The organism is Thalassobacterium sedimentorum, assembly GCF_031127905.1.
Lineage (GTDB): Bacteria > Verrucomicrobiota > Verrucomicrobiia > Opitutales > Coraliomargaritaceae > Thalassobacterium > Thalassobacterium sedimentorum.
In genome coordinates this window covers 1-17,548 of sequence record NZ_JARXIC010000020.1, presented here as the reverse complement: position 1 = coordinate 17,548, position 17,548 = coordinate 1, and the positions used below count along the sequence as shown (strand labels likewise).

Below are 17,548 nucleotides of genomic sequence, written 5' to 3'. Positions count from 1 at the left end.
ATTTACTCAGTGCGACATCCGCTATGAAAAAGATCCGTATCCACCACATCACAGAGTACACGTTTTCGACACCCGTGGAGTTGACGGAACACCGTCTACTGCTGCGCCCACGCGAGGGGCACGATATTCGGATACAATCATCGCGCCTGGATGTGAGCCCGCATGCCCAAACCAAGTGGTACCGCGATATTTATGGAAATTCGGTCGGGCTGTTGTCTTTAAAAGAGCGCGCCGATACACTCCGAATTGAGAGTGAAGTGGTGATTGAGCACTATGCCGAGCGCCCGCTGGACTTTGTGGTGGATCAACGTGCGGTGACCTTTCCATTCCCATTTGAGCCGGAAGATCGCTTGGATCTGTTGCCCTATTGTACGCATAACTGGCCTAACCATACCCAGCAGTTGAAGCAATGGGTTGCTCGCTTTTGGCAGCCGGGGCAATCGATCGAGACCTTTTTGCTGCTAGATCGTATGAATAAGGCCATCGTGTCTGACTTTGGCTACGGCATGCGCGAAGAGCCCGGTGTGCAAAATCCAAATGACACCTTGCGCTTGCGAACGGGGAGTTGCCGTGACTTTGCCGCCTTCTTTATCGAGGCCTGCCGCTATCTGGGGCTTGCCGCGCGCTTTGTGAGCGGGTATCTGCACAATCCTGGTTCCAATCAGCATGGCTCGACGCATGCCTGGTCCGAGGTGTATTTGCCAGGCGCTGGTTGGGTCGGATTTGATAATACCAGCGGCCTGGTTGCTGGCACCGAGCATATTGCCACCGCGGTACATCGCCACCCTGAGGCTGTGCCGCCAGTGGCGGGCTCCTATCTGAGTCAGCAGCCAATTGATTCGAGCCTACGGGTTACAGTTGACGTCTCTCAAATCTAACACAGGGGTTGGAGGGCTATGATCGATTCGTTGGAAGGTTACAGTTATGCTGCATTGGAACAAGTGCTGGCGGATGCCGGGGTCAACCCTGTGCATGCCAAGCCGCTCTTTGGTGCGGTGCAGCGTCGGCTGGTAACTGGTGATTTGAGCGCCGCCGAGGGGATTTTGCCGCCTGTGGCGCGTTGGTTGGATTCGGAGGGCGCGCCCACACTTTGTCCCACTGAGCAGACGGATTGCACCCCCAGTAGCGATGGTTTTACCGAGAAGTATCTCTTGCGCCTGGCCGATGGTGCTGAGGTGGAAGCAGTCCGTATGGGCTTCCCCGGGCGCTTTACCGCCTGTCTGAGTAGTCAGGTTGGCTGCGCGATGGGCTGCGTGTTTTGTGCCACCGGGCAGATGGGCTTTTCGCGGCATTTGACCGCGGGCGAAATCGTGGCGCAGGCACACCATGTGGAGCGCAGTTTGCGTGCGAGTCATGGGGAGCGCTTGCGTAACATCGTGATGATGGGCATGGGCGAGCCATTGCACAATTTTGAACCATTGATGGAAGCGCTGGGGATTTTAACCGACAACCGCGGCCTGAATATCGGCCCTGCACGTGTGGCCATCAGCACCGTCGGACATATTCCAGGCATTCAAAAGCTAGCTCGCCACCCCAAGCGCTATTCACTCGCAGTGAGCTTGCACGGCGCCAGCGATGAAGAGCGCGGTAAGCTGATCCCTGTGAATAAGAAGTGGCCACTGGCCGACCTGATCGAGGCCTGCCGTGAATATACGCAGATCAAACGGGCGCGGGTGTTCTTTGCGTGGACTTTGATCGGTGGCGTCAATGACACGGCCGATCACGCGCGACGCTTAGCCGAATTGCTGAAGGGCATCGATGCGCATGTGAACTTGATCCCGCTCAACGCGACCGAAGGCTACGAGGGGCAAGCGCCCGCAGAGACGAATGTGCGCGAGTTTCAGCAAATCATTCAAGACTCCGGTCTGCCCAGCACCGTGCGCCAACGCCGCGGCATCGATGTCGCCGCCGGCTGCGGTCAGCTGAAGGCCAAGCGTATACGAAGGTAGGAAACCCAACCCTTCGCCGTCGCGCTTGATTGAGGCCTCCAGGCTTTACTGACGTCGCTTTCGCACTGCAGTAGCGAGTTCTTCGAAGATGGCTTCGGTGGCGGGGAAGTCAATGCAGGCATCCGTGATGCTTTGGCCGTAGGTGTTCTTGCCGTCGATTGTGTAGTCTTGTCGGCCAGCGACTAGATGACTTTCCAGCATGACGCCAGCGATGCCTTTTTGGCCGGCAGCGATTTGTTCAGCCAGCACGTGGGCGACTTCGCTTTGGCGAGTGTAATCTTTGTTACTGTTGCCGTGGCTGCAGTCGACGACTAAATATGGTGGCAGATTGACGGCTGTGAGTTGTTGCAGAATAGGTTCGATGACGTGGGCTTCGTAATTCGGTCCTGTGCGGTTGCCGCCGCGCAAGATCAGGTGCCCGTCAGGGTTGCCTGTGGTTTGAAAAATAGCGGTCACTCCTTGTTTGGTTACAGAGGGAAACCAGTGTGATTGACTGGCTGAGCGCACGGCATCAATGGCGATTTGTACGTTGCCACTGGTGCCGTTTTTAAAGCCAACCGGCATCGAGAGGCCGGAGGCCAGTTCGCGATGGATTTGACTTTCAGTGGTGCGCGCGCCGATGGCACACCATGCGATCGCGTCGGCTATGAATTGCGGGATAATGGTGTCGAGAAATTCTGCAGCGGTGGGCAGGCCCATTTCACAAATGTCAACCAGCAGCTTGCGACCAAGGCGCAGCCCTTGATTGATTTCAAAACTATCGTCGAGTGTTGGATCGTTGATGAGCCCCTTCCAGCCGACCACTGTGCGGGGCTTTTCGAAATAGGTGCGCATGATGATCTGTAGATCATTCTTATATTTTTCACGTAGTGGTAAGAGTCGTTCTGCGTATTCCATGGCGGCCTTAGTGTCGTGAATGGAGCAGGGGCCACAAATGACACAGAGACGATCGTCGTCACCACGTAAAATTGCGCTGCTTTCATGGCGTCCTTGTTCGACGACTTTGATTGCTGATTCTGAGAGGGGTATTTCTTCAATCAGAATCGCGGGCGGAAGCAATGGACGTGTTTGCGCGATGCGGGCGTTGTCGTGTGGTGTGTTCATTTAATTTAAGTTACTGCGGTATGGCTTGGGACATACTTGTGATGAAGAGCATGCATAAGCTGAAGGCATTGAAAAAAGCGTGAAATGAAATCGAGACCATGAGGTTACCCGATTTTTCATAAAGGCGGGCTAGCACGATTCCGACGATCACGAGCGGAACAAAGGACATTAGGTTGGCGTGCATCATTGAAAAAATGCAGCTGCTCAGGATTTGTGCGGGCAGGCGGGTGGTTTGGCTTTTCAGGAAGCGATAAATACATCCGCGAAAGATGATTTCTTCAACTATGGGAGCGAGCACGATGGCCATGATGACTAAGATCCCGATTGCCAGTGGACTACCGCCTGCCTGAAAGAGAGTGATTAGTTCTTGAGGTGCAAAGGACTCGATGGCGCCTGCGGCTTCAAGCGCGTTGAGTAGGCTTGTCCACAGTAATGTGACAATCCAAATGACCGGGAGGTACATTAGGAAGTACGGTAGTGCTTGACGTAAAGCTGTAACGGCCGAGAGCGTACTGACATTGAGTTCGCTGGCATAGTGGCCCGGGTAGAAGCGTCGGGCCCCGTAAAAGGTTGCCAGCATTGGTAGCTGTAGCAGTAGCACTGCTAAGACTGCAATCCAGGGCGTGAGCTCACGGGGAGCTTCGCCCTCGCTGGAGGCTTCGAAAAATAGAGCAACGCCGATGTTCTGAGCCATGAACACTGCGATGACCATGGCACAAATAAAGATTCCAAAATTGACCCATCCGATTGACCAGGCTGGGATGCCGGGAGATTCGTTGATGGTATCGCGCGGTTTCTGAATGTGCCGGATCCAAAGGGTTAGACTGCAGCCGAGAATACCTAGTATGATTAATGATGCTAGGATTAGGGGCGCATCAACTTGTGACTCAGGTGGCATCGTTTAAATAGTGATCGAGGTGCCGTCGAAAACCTGTTGGCCTCCTACGTAGGTTGCTTTGACCACGCCTTTTAAGCTTTTGCCATGCCATGGGCAGTTGCGTGATTTGCTGAAAAATTGATTCGCATCGACCGTCCAGCTCTCATCGGGATCGAAGAGGCAGATGTCTGCGGGAGCACCGATACTGAGCGTGCCGGCATTGAGTTTGCAAAGTTCTGCGCCTTTATGTGTCATTAGCGCAATCACTTCGCTCAGGCCGAGACGTTTACTGTGGTAGAGTGTGGTCAAGCAGCTTGCGAGTGAGTTTTCCAGGCCGATGACTCCGAAGGGCGCGTAATCGAACTCTTGATCCTTTTCGGTCGGGGAGTGGGGGGCGTGATCGGTGGCGATACAGCAGAGTGTGCCATCGATCAGACCTTCGATGAGCGCTTCGCGGTCTGCATCCGTACGAAGCGGTGGATTCATCTTAAACACGGTGTCGTAGTCGTGCAGGTCTGCATCTGTAAATTCGATGTGGTGAGGGCTGACTTCGCCACTCACGGAGACCCCGCGATGGATGGCGCGCCGCAGGATGTCGACAGAACTGGCCGAGCTAATGTGCTGCATGTGAATGTGGGTGCCAGTCAGCTCTGCGAGAATGACATTGCGCGCCACGATGATATCTTCAGCGGCTTTGGGCCAACCTTGTAGGCCAAGACGCAGTGACCATTCGCCTTCGTTCATCATGGCACCTTCAGTCAAGCTGGCATCCTGGCAGTGGTCCATGATTGGGAGGTCAAACATTTTGGCATATTCGACCGCACGGCGCATGATCTCATTACTTTGCACGCACTGCCCATCGTCAGTCATGGCGACGACACCGGCTTTTTTGAGTTGTCCAGTTGGAGCTAATTGCTCGCCCTGCATGCCGACCGTTAAGCAACCTGTTGGATATACCCGGACCACCGCCTCGCGGGCGACTTTATCCATGATGCGCTGAATTGTGCCGGCGTTATCGCAGACCGGGCTGGTGTTGGGCATGCAAACTACTGAAGTGAAACCACCCGCTGCTGCCGCTTTGCTGCCGCTGCGGATGTCTTCTTTATGCGTTTGTCCGGGATCGCGGAAATGTACATGAATGTCGACGAGTCCGGGGGCCACGACCAGGCCTTTGGCGTCGATCACGGTCGCTTCAGCCTGTTGCGCTTCGTTGAGGCTGGCGACGATTTTACCATCGACGGCAAAGACATCACCTGCGGCGTCGCGTTGGTTGGCCGGGTCGATGACGCGACCATTTTGTATCCAAAGAATGTTTGTCATTGTAAAGTATTGATTCTTTCAGTCCCTAGTTAGGCAACTCGATGGCTTGTTTGTGATAGGCGCAGGAGCAGAGGTGTAGAATCGCCATGCGTACCACGATGCCGTTGGTGACCTGTTGCAAAATTACAGATTGAGAGGAGTCGGCCAGCTCAGAGTCGATCTCGACGCCGCGATTAATCGGTCCGGGGTGCATGATGATCGCGCCAGATTTTAGCCATTTGGCGCGGTCTTTATTGAGCCCGAAAGAGCTGGTGTACTCACCGATGGATGGAAAGTGGGTGGCGGTCTGGCGTTCGTGCTGAATGCGTAGTAGCATTACCGCATCTGCATCCTCCAAGGCAGGCTGTAACTTGTGACTGACTGTGACGCCCATGCCCTCAAATGCTTTTGGTACGAGTGTGCTGGGCCCTGCGATCGTGACGTGGGCACCTAACTTTTGCAGGCAAATGATATTTGAGCGTGCCACTCGGCTAAACAAAATATCGCCTAAGATTGTGATTTTCTTGCCGTCGAGAGAGCCGAACTTTTCGAGTAGTGTGAAAGAGTCGAGTAATGCTTGAGTGGGGTGGGCGTGGGAGCCATCGCCTGCGTTGATCACTGGGATGTCGACGACTTTACTTAAATAGTTGGGCGCGCCTGATGCGGAGTGGCGCATAATAATGATGTCGGCCTTGAGCGCTTCCATATTACGTGCGGTGTCGCGGAGCGTTTCACCTTTAGTCAAGCTACTTGCGGCCCCCGTCACGGTGATGGTGTCGGCGCTCAGTCGACTTGCGGCGACTTCGAAGGCGAGTCGCGTGCGGGTGCTGGGCTCTAGGAAGAGGTTCACCACCGTGCGCCCGTTGAGATAGGGCTGCTTCATATTATCCGCGTCCATCGCTTTTTTGAAGGCGGTTGCGGCGGTAAAAATCGTTTCAATCTCAGCGCGGGAGAGGGGCTCCACATCGATCAGATCTTTTCGGTTCCAGGATAGGCTTTGGCTCATGAGTTATAATTATAGGCTCCGAGCTCGGAAATGTGCCCCGCGATCGTGAAAGGGCAACGAGAAATCGGTTGTATTCTGGCTTTTCGTTACTGAGGACGACCGGGAGCCGTTGCGATGCTACGGCGAGATACAGTAGAGGAGCGTTCGTGGTTCGTAAATGCGCAAGAGCCCTTCGTCGCTGTATCGCGATGAAGGGCTCGTTCTAAATTTAATAGTGAATTGATTATTCCTCCTGTAAGGGCAGATCAATCACCTGCCAGGGGAGGCCGCGCAGGTTGAGCTCTTCCATGAAGGGATCGGGATCGCGCTGCTCCATGTTCCAAACGCCGGGCTCTTGCCATAGGCCTTTTAAGATCATTTGTGCGCCGATCATCGCAGGCACGCCGGTGGTGTAGCTGATTGCTTGGCTGGATACCTCTTGGTAGCACTCTTGGTGATCGCAGGTGTTGTAAATGAAGACGCGCTTCTTTTGGCCGTCTTTGATGCCGACGATGTCGCAACCGATGCAGGTCTTGCCCTTGGTGCGGGGGCCGAGGCTGGCTGGGTCGGGCAGCACGGCTTTGAGGAATTCGATGGGCTTGATCTGCTGGCCTTGGAAATCAATTGGCTCGATCGAGGTCATGCCGACGTTTTCCAACACCCGTAGGTGGGTGAGGTACTTTTGTGAGAAAGTCATCCAGAAACGAATGCGCTTGAGGCCCTTAATGTTCTGGCACAGCGATTCCATCTCTTCGTGGTAGAGCAGGTAGGCATCTTGTTCGCCGACGACGGGGAAGTCGTAGACCTGGTGCACGCTCATGGGCTCGACTTCCTTCCACTCGCCTTCTTCCCAGTAGCGGCCGTTGGCGGTGATCTCGCGGATGTTGATCTCGGGGTTGAAGTTGGTGGCAAAGTGGTAGCCGTGGTCGCCGGCGTTGGCGTCGAGGATGTCGATGGTCTCGATCTCGTCGAAGAGGTGCTTTTGTGCGTAGGCGCAGAAGACATTGGTCACGCCGGGATCGAAGCCGGAGCCGAGTAGGGCGGTGAGCCCTGCTTCTTTGAAACGGTCCTGGTAGGCCCATTGCCATTTGTATTCGAACTTGGCTTCGTCCAAGGGCTCGTAGTTGGCGGTGTCCATGTAGTGCACGCCAGCTGCAAGGCAGGCGTCCATGAGTGTCAGGTCTTGATAGGGCAGCGCGACATTGATTAGTAGCTCTGGCTTTTCGGCCTGGAGGAAAGTGGTGGTCTCGGCGACGTTGTCGGCATCGATGGCGGCGGTGCGAATGGTGACGCCCGTCTTGGCGAGCACATCGGCTGCGATGGCATCGCATTTAGAGACTGTGCGCGAAGCGAGCACGATTTCGGTGAAAATATCTGTGAGTTGGGCGCATTTTTGCGCAACTACATTACCTACACCCCCGGCACCGATGATAATAACTTTAGACATGCGCGTACATAAGTCTTAGTGCTGCGTATTCTTCAAGTTTATTTCGCATGGGATGGACACTTGTCTGGGGGGACTGTTGGGCGCCTTTGTTGGGTGAGAGGCGGGGGACTCTCTGGGTGACAGGCGGGGCGCTTTATTGGTGACAGGCGTGGCGCTTTATTGGGGACAGGCGGGGCGCCTGTCTTACGCTGGCTTCGTGATTTGCATTCGTGGGAATACTGGCTAGTTTGGGGGCTCTTAGGTTTTATGAATATGAATCTTAAATTCCGCAGTGTCGGCCCTGTGGTCCTTCTTCTCTTGTTGGCCGGTGCACTCTTTTCTTTTGCTATGCCTGATCATAATACTCCTCCCGCAACGACTGATGTGAATGTCAACGAATGCGCGTCGGCCTGCGGCCTACCTTCGCATGTGGATTTGACCAGGGGTGAGTATCCGGTGCAACGCACGGAGGCAGAGTGGCGGGAGCGCCTGACGGATCTGCAGTATCATGTCGCGCGTGAGCAGGGGACGGAGCGTCCTTTTCAAAATCCCTACAATTCCAATAAGCAAACCGGGCTCTACCGTTGCATCGGCTGCGATACGCCGCTGTTCAGTAGCACCGATAAGTTTGACTCCGGCACGGGCTGGCCGAGTTTTGTGCGTCCGATCGATGAGCGCACTCTGGGGGAGACACGCGACATGAGCTACGGGATGGTGCGTGTCGAAGTGCACTGCAACGTCTGTGGCTCGCATCAGGGGCACGTTTTTCCCGATGGGCCCAAGCCGACCGGACTGCGTTACTGCATCAATTCGGCCTCGCTGAGCTTTGAGGCGGCGGAGTCACCCGAAGCGGTGAAAGCGCTGGTTGAAGCGTGGTATCACGAGTAGTCGCGTGTGTGTCATTGAACGTGGCGTGAGATACCAATTCTAGAATAGTTTGATCCATTAGGAATTAACCGGTAGCGCAGCTCTGTATCGGACCACATTTAAGGAGATTTTGAGTCTTGATTGAAGCATGGGTAGGGAGCTTTCGCCGAAAGCGCCGTCTTGCAGATGATAACTTTGACCCGTATAAATGGTCACCGCCAGGCGATCCCACATGGCGAATGGCAGTTTTGGCAAAACAGCCCTACCATATAACGAACTCTCTGAGTGCCTCTTGCAGGAGAGCCATTCGGCCTGTCTCGGAGAGCATCAAACGTTCGAGACAAATCGCCAACAGAACCTGAATACGCACAGAGACGGTGCTGCGATACCGGTTCAAATATTCTTAGAAATGGTATAAGCGAAGGGCATTTTATCCGCTGGTCGAGCGCCTGTGTGATGAGTCGGTCTAGGGCATTTTTGTCGGCTTTGTACACAAGCAAGCTCCCCTGGGAGGAGGAGCTTGCTGAAAACTTCGGACTGTTTGACTAGTAGACGTCGCGTAGGTAGCGCTTGTCGTCTTTAAGCTTTTTGACGTAGGCCTTGGCATCGTCTTCGCTGAGGCCACCTTCTTGTTGGAGGATGTCGTGCAGCGCAACGTCGACGTCGGTCGCCATGCGGCTGGCATCGCCGCAGACGTAGAAGTAAGCGCCTTTTTCCAGCCAAGCGTAGAGCTCTTTGCTGTTCTCGCGCATGCGGTCTTGCACGTAGACTTTTTCCTTTTGGTCGCGTGAGAAGGCCAGGTCGAGCTTAGTCAAAATGCCGTCGGCGAGGTAGTCCTGCCACTCGGTCTGATATAGGAAGTCGGTCAAGTAGTGTTGATCGCCGAAGAAGAGCCAGTTGTCGCCCTTGGCGCCGAGTTCCTTGCGCTCTTCGATGAAGGCGCGGAAGGGAGCGATGCCAGTGCCGGGGCCAACCATGATCATCGGCAGGTCATTGTCGGCGGGCACCTTGAAGTGCTTGTTGGGGGTGACGAAGACGTCGGCCTTTTCGCCCTCAGCGATCCGTTCCGCCAAGTAGGTGGAGCAGACGCCCTTGCGGTTGCGGCCGTGGGCATCGTAACGCACCACGCCGACAGTCAGGTGCACTTCGCCCGGGTGTGCCTTGGGGCTGGATGCGATCGAGTAGAGGCGGGGTGGTAGCTTGCGCATGATGCCGACCAGGGCATCGGCGCTGATTTCCTTGGCAGGAAACTCGTGTAAGAGATCGATGATCTCGCGGCCGTAAATGTAGCTCTGTAGCTCTGCCTTGTTGCTGGGATCTAGTAGCTCGGCAAGCTTCGGGTCCTTGGCGATCTCGTTGTAGCGCTTGATGACGGGCATCGAGAGGGAAGTGATGTCCAGCTGACTGGTGAGTGCTTCGCGCAGTGTGAATTCGCGCTCCTTAATTAGGACGGGGCCCTCGGCGTCAAGTTTTGCGGTCTGGATGAAGTCCTCGACCACATCTTCCGCATTGTGGGGAACCACGGCGAGTGCGTCGCCAGCCTGGTATTCGAGGCCGGAACCTTCCAGGCTGAATTCGAGGTGGATGGTTTCCTTGGCCGAACCTTCGCCGTTGAGCATCACGCGTTCGTTGAGCTCGGCAGGGAAGGGGTTCTTGCGAGAGTATTTGATCGGGGCGGCCGGCTGGGCTGCCGGTGCTGGGGCGCTGGCTGGGGCGCTGGCTGGGGCGGCGGCCGGTTGTGCGGCGGCTTTAAGCGCTTTTAGCGCCGCTTTGTGCCATTTGGCGAAGTCGTCGTCGTAGTCCACATCAGCGTCGACGCGGTCTGCGATTCGCTTGCCGCCCAGTGCTTCCAGGCGCGCGTCGAAGTCTTTGCCCATTTTGCAAAAGTCCTCGTAGCTGGTGTCGCCGAGGCCCATTACCGAGAAGCGGGTGTCGGCGAGCTTGGGCGCTTTATCGCTCATGAATGCTTCGTAGAAATCGGCTGCTGTTTCGGGGGGATCGCCCTCGCCCCAGGTGCTCACAATGACGAGCAAGTTTTGAATGTCTTTGAGCTTGCCGAGCTTGAGGTCGGCCATGTTGACCGCTTTGGATTTGAAGCCTGCTGCCTTGGCTGCTTTCACAGTCAGATCGGCCAAGCTCTCGGAGTTGCCGGACTCGGTGCCATAGAGCACGGTCAGTTCTGGTGTGGCTACGGGGGCCGCAGCCGGTGCTACTGTGGCAGGCGTCGCGCTGCCACTTCCGGCGCGTAGGCCGCTGATGAAGCCCTCTATCCAGAGTAACTGGTCGGCTTGGAGGCCCTTGAGGAGGCTGTTCAACGAGGCGACTTGCTCAGGGGCAAGCGGCGCTGTTTGCGGAACGACTGGATCGGTGGTGCTCATATTTCTGCTTTTTGAAAAGCTGGTATGAAACCACGCATCGACCGAAATGCTAGACTTTTTCTGCTTTTTCGGTCTTTTCTTAGGTTTTTGAGTGACAAACCTAAGAAAAGAATCAGTTTACGAGTAGATTTCTTTTTCCCTGGCGGTGTTTCTACGTTTGCAACACTGAACGGGAGACACTTACTAAGAGGTTTATTATGATTTCTGACAGCCAATCAGCTCCGCAACTCCACAAAAATGAGGGTATCAAGACTCGCAGTAACTATCTGCGTGGCACGATCCTTGAAGGTCTGGCCGATGTATCCACGGGCTCCATTTCTGCTGATGACCAGCAGGTTTCCAAGTTCCATGGTATTTATCAGCAGGACGACCGCGATGTGCGCGCGAATCGCCGTAAGCATAAGCTGGATAAAGCCTACTCCTTTCTTGCTCGTATTTGCTTGCCGGGTGGCGTGTGCACGCCCGAACAGTGGATCGTGATGGATGACCTGGCGAATTATTGCGCTTTTAACACGCTTAAGATCACCACGCGTCAGGCTTTTCAATTGCACGGCATCTTGAAGGGGAACCTCAAGAATGTGATCAATTCTTGCAACGAGGTGGCGATGACGACCTTGGCCGCCTGTGGTGATGTGAATCGCAACGTAATGTGCAATCCCAACCCTTTTGCTTCCGAAGTGCATGCGGCGGTGCAGCAAGTGGCGCTCGAGGTGGATGCGCATTTGAAGCCGCAGACACCTGCATTTTCTGAAATGTGGTTGGACGGTAAGCCGATCCAGCTGACTGTGCCGCAGGCAGCGGAGCGCTCGCAGGACTGCAAGGGCGATGAGGTTGAGCCACTTTATGGGCCGACTTATTTGCCGCGTAAATTTAAGATCGCGATCGCGATTCCTCCATACAATGACGTCGACGTCTTTGCGCATTGCCTCGGGTTCATCGCGATTGTTGAAGATGGCAAACTGCTCGGTTTCAACGTCAGCGTCGGTGGTGGCATGGGCATGACTCATGGTAACGAAAAGACTTTCCCGCGCTTGGGTGAAGTCATCGCTTTCTGCACACCGGAGCAAGTTGTCGCTGTGGCCGAAAAGATCGTCACGATTCAGCGCGACCATGGTAACCGCGAAGACCGCGCCAACGCCCGTTTCAAATACACCGTGGAGCGCCTCGGTAAGGAGTGGATTCGCGAAGAGTTGGAAAACCGTCTCGGCTATAAGCTGGAAGAGGCTCGCGAATACAAATTTGTCAGTAATTGCGACCGCTATGGTTGGACTGAAGGTGCGGATGGCAAATGGCACCTCGGTCTCTTCATCGAAGGTGGGCGTGTCGTCGACCTCGCAGATAAGCCACTTAAGACCGGCTTGCTGGAGATCGCTAAAGTGCACAAGGGCGAGTTCCGCCTGACTGCCAATCAGAATTTGATCATCAGTAACGTCGCGGCCGAAGACAAGGCGACCATCGATGCGATGGTCGAGCAATACGGTCTGGACGGCTACAAGAGCGCGTCCGGCATGCGTCGCAGTCAGATTGCCTGTGTGGCGCTGCCTACTTGCGGTCTCGCGCTGGCAGAGTCGGAGCGTTATTTGCCGACACTGGTTTCCGACTTGGAAGTGATTCTCGAAGAAGCGGGTCTGCAAAATGACGAGATCGTGATTCGCTCCACAGGTTGCCCCAATGGTTGTGGTCGCCCGTATTTGGGTGAGATCGGCCTCGTGGGCAAGGTGCCTGGTAAATACAATCTCTACCTAGGTGCCGGCTTTGACGGTGAGCGTTTAAACAAGCTCTACCGCACATCCGTCACCCACGAGCAGATCATCGATGAGCTCAAGCCGATCCTACTTGCATACGCCAAAGAGCGCGAAGAGGGCGAACGCTTCGGCGACTTCACCATCCGCAAGGGTTATGTTCAAGCGACCACTGCCGGCAACAACTTCCACGCCAACATCGGCGCGGAGGCATAGTTAGTTCGCTATTGTGGTCTCATGAGTCCACCCATTTCTTGATTGTGCGCTGGTCGACTTCTAGCCGCTCGGCGGCTTGTTTGTAGCTGCCGAGCTGTTGGTAGGCCTGCTTCGCATAGGCCTGCATCCATTCGGCCATGGTCATACTGCTGCGCTGATAGGCTTGGCTGATTTGCTGTGTGGGGCTCTGCGATAGCGGGTGCCTGACTGCTTGATATTCGTTGCGGACCACGATGTTGCGCACCGCTTGCTCGAGCTCGCGGAAGTTACCGGGCCAGTCGTAATCGACTGGCACTTGGCTTTGCAGGCTGCTGACGATGCGTGGGCTGAGTGCCTCGGCGCCTGCGGCGCCAAATAATTTGCGACAGATGTAGTGCACGGAGTTGTCCAGTTCCTCGGGGCGATCTTGGAGGATTTCGCGCAGAGCGACGGTTTGCACCTGATCGCCGCAGAGGCGGTAAAAGAAGTCTTCGCGGAAGCGGCCAGCCTGCATCTCGGCATGTAGATCCTTGTGTGTCGCGGCGAGTATTTTACCCGAGTAGTGTTGTGTCTGATTGTCGCCCACGGCTTGGTATTCGCCCGACTGTAAGAGACGCAGGAGCTTGACCTGAGTCGAGTGGCTAACGTCGCCGATCTCGTCGAGGAAGATTGTGCCATAATTTCCGGCCGAAGCGAAGAGGCCCGCGCGATCCTGGTTGGCTCCGGTGAAGGCGCCTTTGCGGTGTCCGAATAGTTCTGACTCGATCAGTGTTTCCGAGAGTGCCGAAAGGTTGACTGGGTGAAAGCTGGTCTGGGCAGTCGCCTCAAACCGGCCTGCTTTGATATCGTAAGGGATGAAGCGCGACAGACCGATTGCTCGCGCCACAATTTCCTTGCCCGAGCCGGAGGGGCCGAGAATCAGGGTGGGGAAGCGACCGACGGCATGATACATCCATTGCTGATAGCTCATCATGTCTTTAGTGAAGACGCTTTCCCATACTTGCATCCGTAGACGGCGGATAGGGGTGCTATCTCCGATGATCTCACTGTGAATGTAGTGGAAGGCGCGCCGCAATTGATAAAAGCAGGCGAATAAATGGTCCGGCTGATTCCAGATGCGATCCGTCATGCCCTCGATCAGGCGATGGCGCGCGGCCACGCCTTGTTGGATTTTTGAATAAAGTTGCCGGTTTTGCCGGTTGTCCTCATCGGGCGCAGAGATGAGTAGGTCCAGATCATTGGCGACTTCATGGTAGAGCGCGAAAAAGGCTAAGCAGGATGCGTGATCCTTCCATTGTTCCTCCAGTGCATGTGATTTGAGCCGCTTTAACAGTGCCGCTTCTGTCTTGCATATCCAGGGCAATAACTGTCGAAAATTTGATGAGGCGCGTTTGAGTGGGTGGGTCGCGCCTGTGTGTGATCCGAGTTTTTGCAGCATTCGGCTTTCTCTTTCAGCACGCTCGTGTCCGAAGGGATTTTCAAAAGTGAGTTTGCGCACTTCAGTGAGCACATATTCAATCTGCTGCTTATTCATATTACATTAAATGTAATAGGTAAATGCATTAAATGTAACTAATATTTGCAGGGATTTATGTTTTTATATTTTCTAATTCCTTAACTTATTGTAGTTGAATGGCTTGTGTGTTTGTTGGTTTTGTTGGCATAGTAGCTGTTAAGTAATGTTTTGTTATGAAAAACAAAACACGAATACAGACCACATTCACCAGCCGAGGGCTATTTACCGGATTGCTTTGCGCGATCTCTAGCCTCTTAGCTGTTTCTAATTCTCAAGCTGCTGGCATTTTGACACCCGTTAGTTCGACGGACCAAGCTGTCGAAATTCAGGATCACCATGTCGATGTGCGCATCACGGATGGCTTTGCGCGAACCTTGATCCAGCAGACTTTTAGTAATCCGAATCCGCACGAGGTGGAAGCGATTTACGCCTTTCCGGTGCCAGAGTCGGCCAGCCTTTCGGAGATCACGATTCACTCGGGCGAGACTGTGCTGGAGGGCGAAGTGATCCCGCGCGCTGAGGCCGAGCGGATCTACCAGGAAGAAAAGGCTCAGGGCAACGATGTCGGCATGGGCTCGAAGGAAAGCTATCAACGCTATGAGTTTCGCGTCTTTCCCATCCGCCCGGGAGTGGAGACGCGCATCGAGGTGGTTTATTACCAACCCTTGAAAATCGATCTTGGGGTCGGGCGCTATGTCTATCCGATCGAGGAGGGCGGCACCGATGAAGAGAGTGAATCGTTTTGGACGCGTAACGAGCGCGTGGCACGCTCCTTTTCGGCCGAGGTCTCGGTGCGTTCCAGCTATCCGCTGGATGACTTGCGCGTCAAAGGCTTTCCCGGCACTCCTGTGCAAGAAGACTCGAATCACTATACCTGGCGCTTCGACAGTGCGGGTGGCACGCTGAATCAGGATCTAGTGGTATATTATCGTTTGGCTCAAGACCTGCCAGGTCGCGTGGATTTGCTCAGTTACAAGCCCAGCGAAGCCGAACCAGGTTACTTCATGTTGACGCTGACCCCCGGTGTGGATCTACAGCCGATCACCCAAGGCACGGACTATTTATTCATTCTCGACCTCTCGGGCAGTATGAATGGAAAAATGGCCACGCTCACTTCTGGCGTGGAAAAAGCGCTCGGTAAATTGCGTCCTGAAGACCGTGTGCACGTCGTTACGTTCTCGGACAAGGCACGTAAACTCACACTTGATTGGGTGACGCTTTCACCGGACAATGCCGCTGGCCTGATTCAACAAGTGTCTGGGCTAACTGCCGGCGGCAGTACCAATCTGTATGATGGCCTGCGTCTTGGCTTGCAGCAAATTGATGACGACCGTCCGACCAATGTGGTTTTGATTACCGATGCCGTGACGAATCAAGGCTCGCTGGATCCTGCGGATTTCCATGCCTTGCTCAAACAACATGATGTGCGTCTATTCGGATTCTTAATGGGCAATAGTGCTAACTGGCCATTGATGCGTGCTATATGCGATGCCTCCGATGGATTCTATTCCAGCGTTTCCAATGCCGATGACATCGTGGGTAAGGTCCTGGTCGCTAAAGAAAAGATCGCTTATGAGTCCTTGCTGGATGTCGACGTCAAGATCGACGGTGTCCGTACCAGCGAACTTACTAAGGACTTTAGCGGCAAAGTATTTCGCGGACAGCAACTCGTCACCTTTGGTCGTTACGCACAAGGCGGTGAGGCTGAGTTGCGCTTGCAAGCTCGAAAAACCACTGGCGATTTGGATTACCAAACCCGCATTCAGTTTTCGGAGCAGAGCGTCGAGTATCCTGAACTCGAACGTCTGTGGGCCATGAGCCGGATTGAGCAAATCGAATTGCTACAAAGCATCGGAAAAGTTTCCGGGCAGGAGTCCAAAGAGAGCATTCGCGACCTCGGGGTGGCCTATCAATTGGTGACTGACGAGACTTCGATGATCGTGATGGCTGAAGAGGGCTTTCAACGCCATGGTATCGAGCGTACCAATCAAGAGCGTATTGAACGCGAGCGAGTCGCACAATCACAGCGCCAAACCAGTGTGAGTTCGACGCGTGTCGATAGCAAGCAACCCATGTTTAAAATGCCCGCTCCACGCATCGGCGGCGGTGGAGGCGGTGGCGGGGCCATGGGTTTGGAGGTGATTGGGATTATCGTATTCCTCGGAGCCGGCGCCTTACTGCGTCGTCGCTGAGTTTAGTTCTAACGTGCCCGCAGGGAGATTCTCTCCTTGCGGGTGCCTTCGGCGGGGAGAGCGTTTTGTTGGAGATTGTAGGACAGCCGCCCCGCCTGTCAGCAATGGGCAGGTGGTAGAGGCAGACAAGTGTCTGTCTTAGGTAGGACGCCAATCCATTGAACTTATTTAAATGATGGACTTCGAAATATTTAATACCGTCCGACTGCGCGCTACGGTTTTAACGTCTTTTTATCTGTATGAAAAAGCATCCAACACTCTCTCTATTCGCTCGAAAAAGTGACGCTTTGGGGTGGGTTCTCTGTCTCTTGATTCCCGCCTTGGCGTTCTTCTTTCTACAAGATGCAGACGGCTTGCGTCTGACATCAGAGAGCTTCACTGCTGGCGCATGGTATCAATTGTGGACGGGGCATTTACTGCATTTTACCTATGATCATTTTCTTTGGGACGCGGTGATGTTTGCCTTCCTGGCTTTGCTATTGTGGCGCGAAGAGAGGTGGTGCTTGTGGGCTTGGCTCTTATTGGTCGCTCCCTTGCTTTCGATTTTATTGTTCTATTTGGATCCTGCGCTCACAGAGTATCGCGGCCTGTCTGCCTTGGATAGTATGCTCTATGCTCGCGTCTGTTGCGGGCTCTGCCGCATAGGTGACCGCTGGCAGCGGATGTTCTTTGCTTGGCTGCCTTTGCTCGGTTTTTTGGGCAAAGTTTTCTTTGAGCTGCTCAGCGGCACCACACTGTTCGTGAGTGACCTCGGTGTCGGCGTGGTGCCCTTGCCACTTGCACATTTGCTTGGCTTCCTTGCCGGGTGCCTCTGGGCCTTGTCTAGTTGGTGGATGAAATGTAGTTTTGGGGCGTATCGTCGGGCTCTATTGCTATGGAATAGGGCTCTGGGTGGTTCGCGCTTCGGTTGTGTGTGATATTTTCGCTTACATAATTAGTTGAATTCAAGGTTGTTGTGACTTTGTTGTAAAATAAATGCAATTTTTGATAAAAAGTACTTGAACGTACGAAGTACTTT

The 17,548-nt window shown here is 54.4% G+C and carries 13 protein-coding genes; 6 read left to right on the top strand and 7 right to left on the bottom strand.

The genetic code is table 11. The features are described from left to right. Window positions 1–23 precede the first annotated feature (23 nt). Both QEH59_RS12110 and rlmN read left to right on the top strand, forming a co-directional pair. The gene (locus tag QEH59_RS12110; RefSeq protein WP_308948745.1) at window positions 24–878 is read left to right on the top strand and encodes a transglutaminase family protein; all 855 of its coding nucleotides are present in this window, start codon (window positions 24–26) and stop codon (window positions 876–878) included. Between the two features lie 18 nt (window positions 879–896). Continuing rightward, on the top strand, window positions 897–1,949 hold the full coding sequence (gene rlmN, locus QEH59_RS12105; protein ID WP_308985638.1) for a dual-specificity RNA methyltransferase RlmN: 1,053 nt from the start codon (window positions 897–899) through the stop codon (window positions 1,947–1,949). A gap of 45 nt (window positions 1,950–1,994) precedes the next feature. Here rlmN and QEH59_RS12100 read toward each other — a convergent pair whose 3' ends face one another. The 5 genes from QEH59_RS12100 to QEH59_RS12080 all read right to left on the bottom strand — a co-directional run bounded on the left by QEH59_RS12100 (window position 1,995) and on the right by QEH59_RS12080 (window position 7,661). Further along, entirely contained in the window at window positions 1,995–3,053 is a 1,059-nt protein-coding gene (locus QEH59_RS12100; RefSeq protein ID WP_308985637.1) for a 3-deoxy-7-phosphoheptulonate synthase, read from the bottom strand. Between the two features lie 10 nt (window positions 3,054–3,063). Next, the gene (locus QEH59_RS12095) at window positions 3,064–3,951 is read right to left on the bottom strand and encodes a CPBP family intramembrane glutamic endopeptidase (protein ID WP_308985636.1); all 888 of its coding nucleotides are present in this window, start codon (window positions 3,949–3,951) and stop codon (window positions 3,064–3,066) included. 3 nt (window positions 3,952–3,954) lie between these two features. Continuing rightward, window positions 3,955–5,250, bottom strand: a complete 1,296-nt coding sequence (locus QEH59_RS12090) for a dihydroorotase (RefSeq protein WP_308985635.1) — start codon at window positions 5,248–5,250, stop codon at window positions 3,955–3,957. A gap of 25 nt (window positions 5,251–5,275) precedes the next feature. Further along, the gene (locus tag QEH59_RS12085; protein ID WP_308985634.1) at window positions 5,276–6,235 is read right to left on the bottom strand and encodes an aspartate carbamoyltransferase catalytic subunit; all 960 of its coding nucleotides are present in this window, start codon (window positions 6,233–6,235) and stop codon (window positions 5,276–5,278) included. A gap of 223 nt (window positions 6,236–6,458) precedes the next feature. Beyond that, window positions 6,459–7,661, bottom strand: coding sequence for a saccharopine dehydrogenase family protein (locus QEH59_RS12080; RefSeq protein WP_308985633.1), 1,203 nt, complete (start codon window positions 7,659–7,661; stop codon window positions 6,459–6,461). A 252-nt stretch (window positions 7,662–7,913) separates the two neighbouring features. On the opposite strand from QEH59_RS12080, the gene msrB reads away from it, so the two are divergent. Then, window positions 7,914–8,528, top strand: coding sequence for a peptide-methionine (R)-S-oxide reductase MsrB (gene msrB / locus QEH59_RS12075; RefSeq protein ID WP_308985632.1), 615 nt, complete (start codon window positions 7,914–7,916; stop codon window positions 8,526–8,528). A gap of 524 nt (window positions 8,529–9,052) precedes the next feature. Here the strand turns inward: msrB and QEH59_RS12070 are convergent. Beyond that, window positions 9,053–10,885, bottom strand: a complete 1,833-nt coding sequence (locus QEH59_RS12070) for an assimilatory sulfite reductase (NADPH) flavoprotein subunit (protein ID WP_308985631.1) — start codon at window positions 10,883–10,885, stop codon at window positions 9,053–9,055. Between the two features lie 197 nt (window positions 10,886–11,082). On the opposite strand from QEH59_RS12070, the gene QEH59_RS12065 reads away from it, so the two are divergent. Beyond that, window positions 11,083–12,843: an NADPH-dependent assimilatory sulfite reductase hemoprotein subunit gene (locus QEH59_RS12065; protein WP_308985630.1), complete on the top strand. Its 1,761-nt coding sequence runs from the start codon at window positions 11,083–11,085 to the stop codon at window positions 12,841–12,843. A 19-nt stretch (window positions 12,844–12,862) separates the two neighbouring features. Here the strand turns inward: QEH59_RS12065 and QEH59_RS12060 are convergent, their stop codons facing one another. Beyond that, window positions 12,863–14,356: a sigma-54-dependent transcriptional regulator gene (locus tag QEH59_RS12060; protein ID WP_308985629.1), complete on the bottom strand. Its 1,494-nt coding sequence runs from the start codon at window positions 14,354–14,356 to the stop codon at window positions 12,863–12,865. A gap of 155 nt (window positions 14,357–14,511) precedes the next feature. Here QEH59_RS12060 and QEH59_RS12055 point away from each other — a divergent pair, with 155 nt between their 5' ends. After that, on the top strand, window positions 14,512–16,530 hold the full coding sequence (locus tag QEH59_RS12055; RefSeq protein ID WP_308985628.1) for a VIT and vWA domain-containing protein: 2,019 nt from the start codon (window positions 14,512–14,514) through the stop codon (window positions 16,528–16,530). A gap of 239 nt (window positions 16,531–16,769) precedes the next feature. Then, window positions 16,770–17,447: a rhomboid family protein gene (locus QEH59_RS12050; protein ID WP_308985627.1), complete on the top strand. Its 678-nt coding sequence runs from the start codon at window positions 16,770–16,772 to the stop codon at window positions 17,445–17,447. Window positions 17,448–17,548 lie beyond the last annotated feature (101 nt).

Bases quoted from the DNA above. Each gene is read 5' to 3' on its own strand.
- QEH59_RS12065 (WP_308985630.1), top strand. From the start codon at position 11,083: ATGATTTCTGACAGCCAATCAGCTCCGCAACTCCACAAAAATGAGGGT.
- QEH59_RS12055 (WP_308985628.1), top strand. From the start codon at position 14,512: ATGAAAAACAAAACACGAATACAGACCACATTCACCAGCCGAGGGCTA.
- QEH59_RS12060 (WP_308985629.1), bottom strand. From the start codon at position 14,356: ATGAATAAGCAGCAGATTGAATATGTGCTCACTGAAGTGCGCAAACTC.
- msrB (WP_308985632.1), top strand. From the start codon at position 7,914: ATGAATCTTAAATTCCGCAGTGTCGGCCCTGTGGTCCTTCTTCTCTTG.
- QEH59_RS12100 (WP_308985637.1), bottom strand. From the start codon at position 3,053: ATGAACACACCACACGACAACGCCCGCATCGCGCAAACACGTCCATTG.
- QEH59_RS12110 (WP_308948745.1), top strand. From the start codon at position 24: ATGAAAAAGATCCGTATCCACCACATCACAGAGTACACGTTTTCGACA.
- QEH59_RS12090 (WP_308985635.1), bottom strand. From the start codon at position 5,250: ATGACAAACATTCTTTGGATACAAAATGGTCGCGTCATCGACCCGGCC.
- QEH59_RS12080 (WP_308985633.1), bottom strand. From the start codon at position 7,661: ATGTCTAAAGTTATTATCATCGGTGCCGGGGGTGTAGGTAATGTAGTT.
- QEH59_RS12070 (WP_308985631.1), bottom strand. From the start codon at position 10,885: ATGAGCACCACCGATCCAGTCGTTCCGCAAACAGCGCCGCTTGCCCCT.
- QEH59_RS12050 (WP_308985627.1), top strand. From the start codon at position 16,770: ATGAAAAAGCATCCAACACTCTCTCTATTCGCTCGAAAAAGTGACGCT.
- QEH59_RS12085 (WP_308985634.1), bottom strand. From the start codon at position 6,235: ATGAGCCAAAGCCTATCCTGGAACCGAAAAGATCTGATCGATGTGGAG.
- rlmN (WP_308985638.1), top strand. From the start codon at position 897: ATGATCGATTCGTTGGAAGGTTACAGTTATGCTGCATTGGAACAAGTG.
- QEH59_RS12095 (WP_308985636.1), bottom strand. From the start codon at position 3,951: ATGCCACCTGAGTCACAAGTTGATGCGCCCCTAATCCTAGCATCATTA.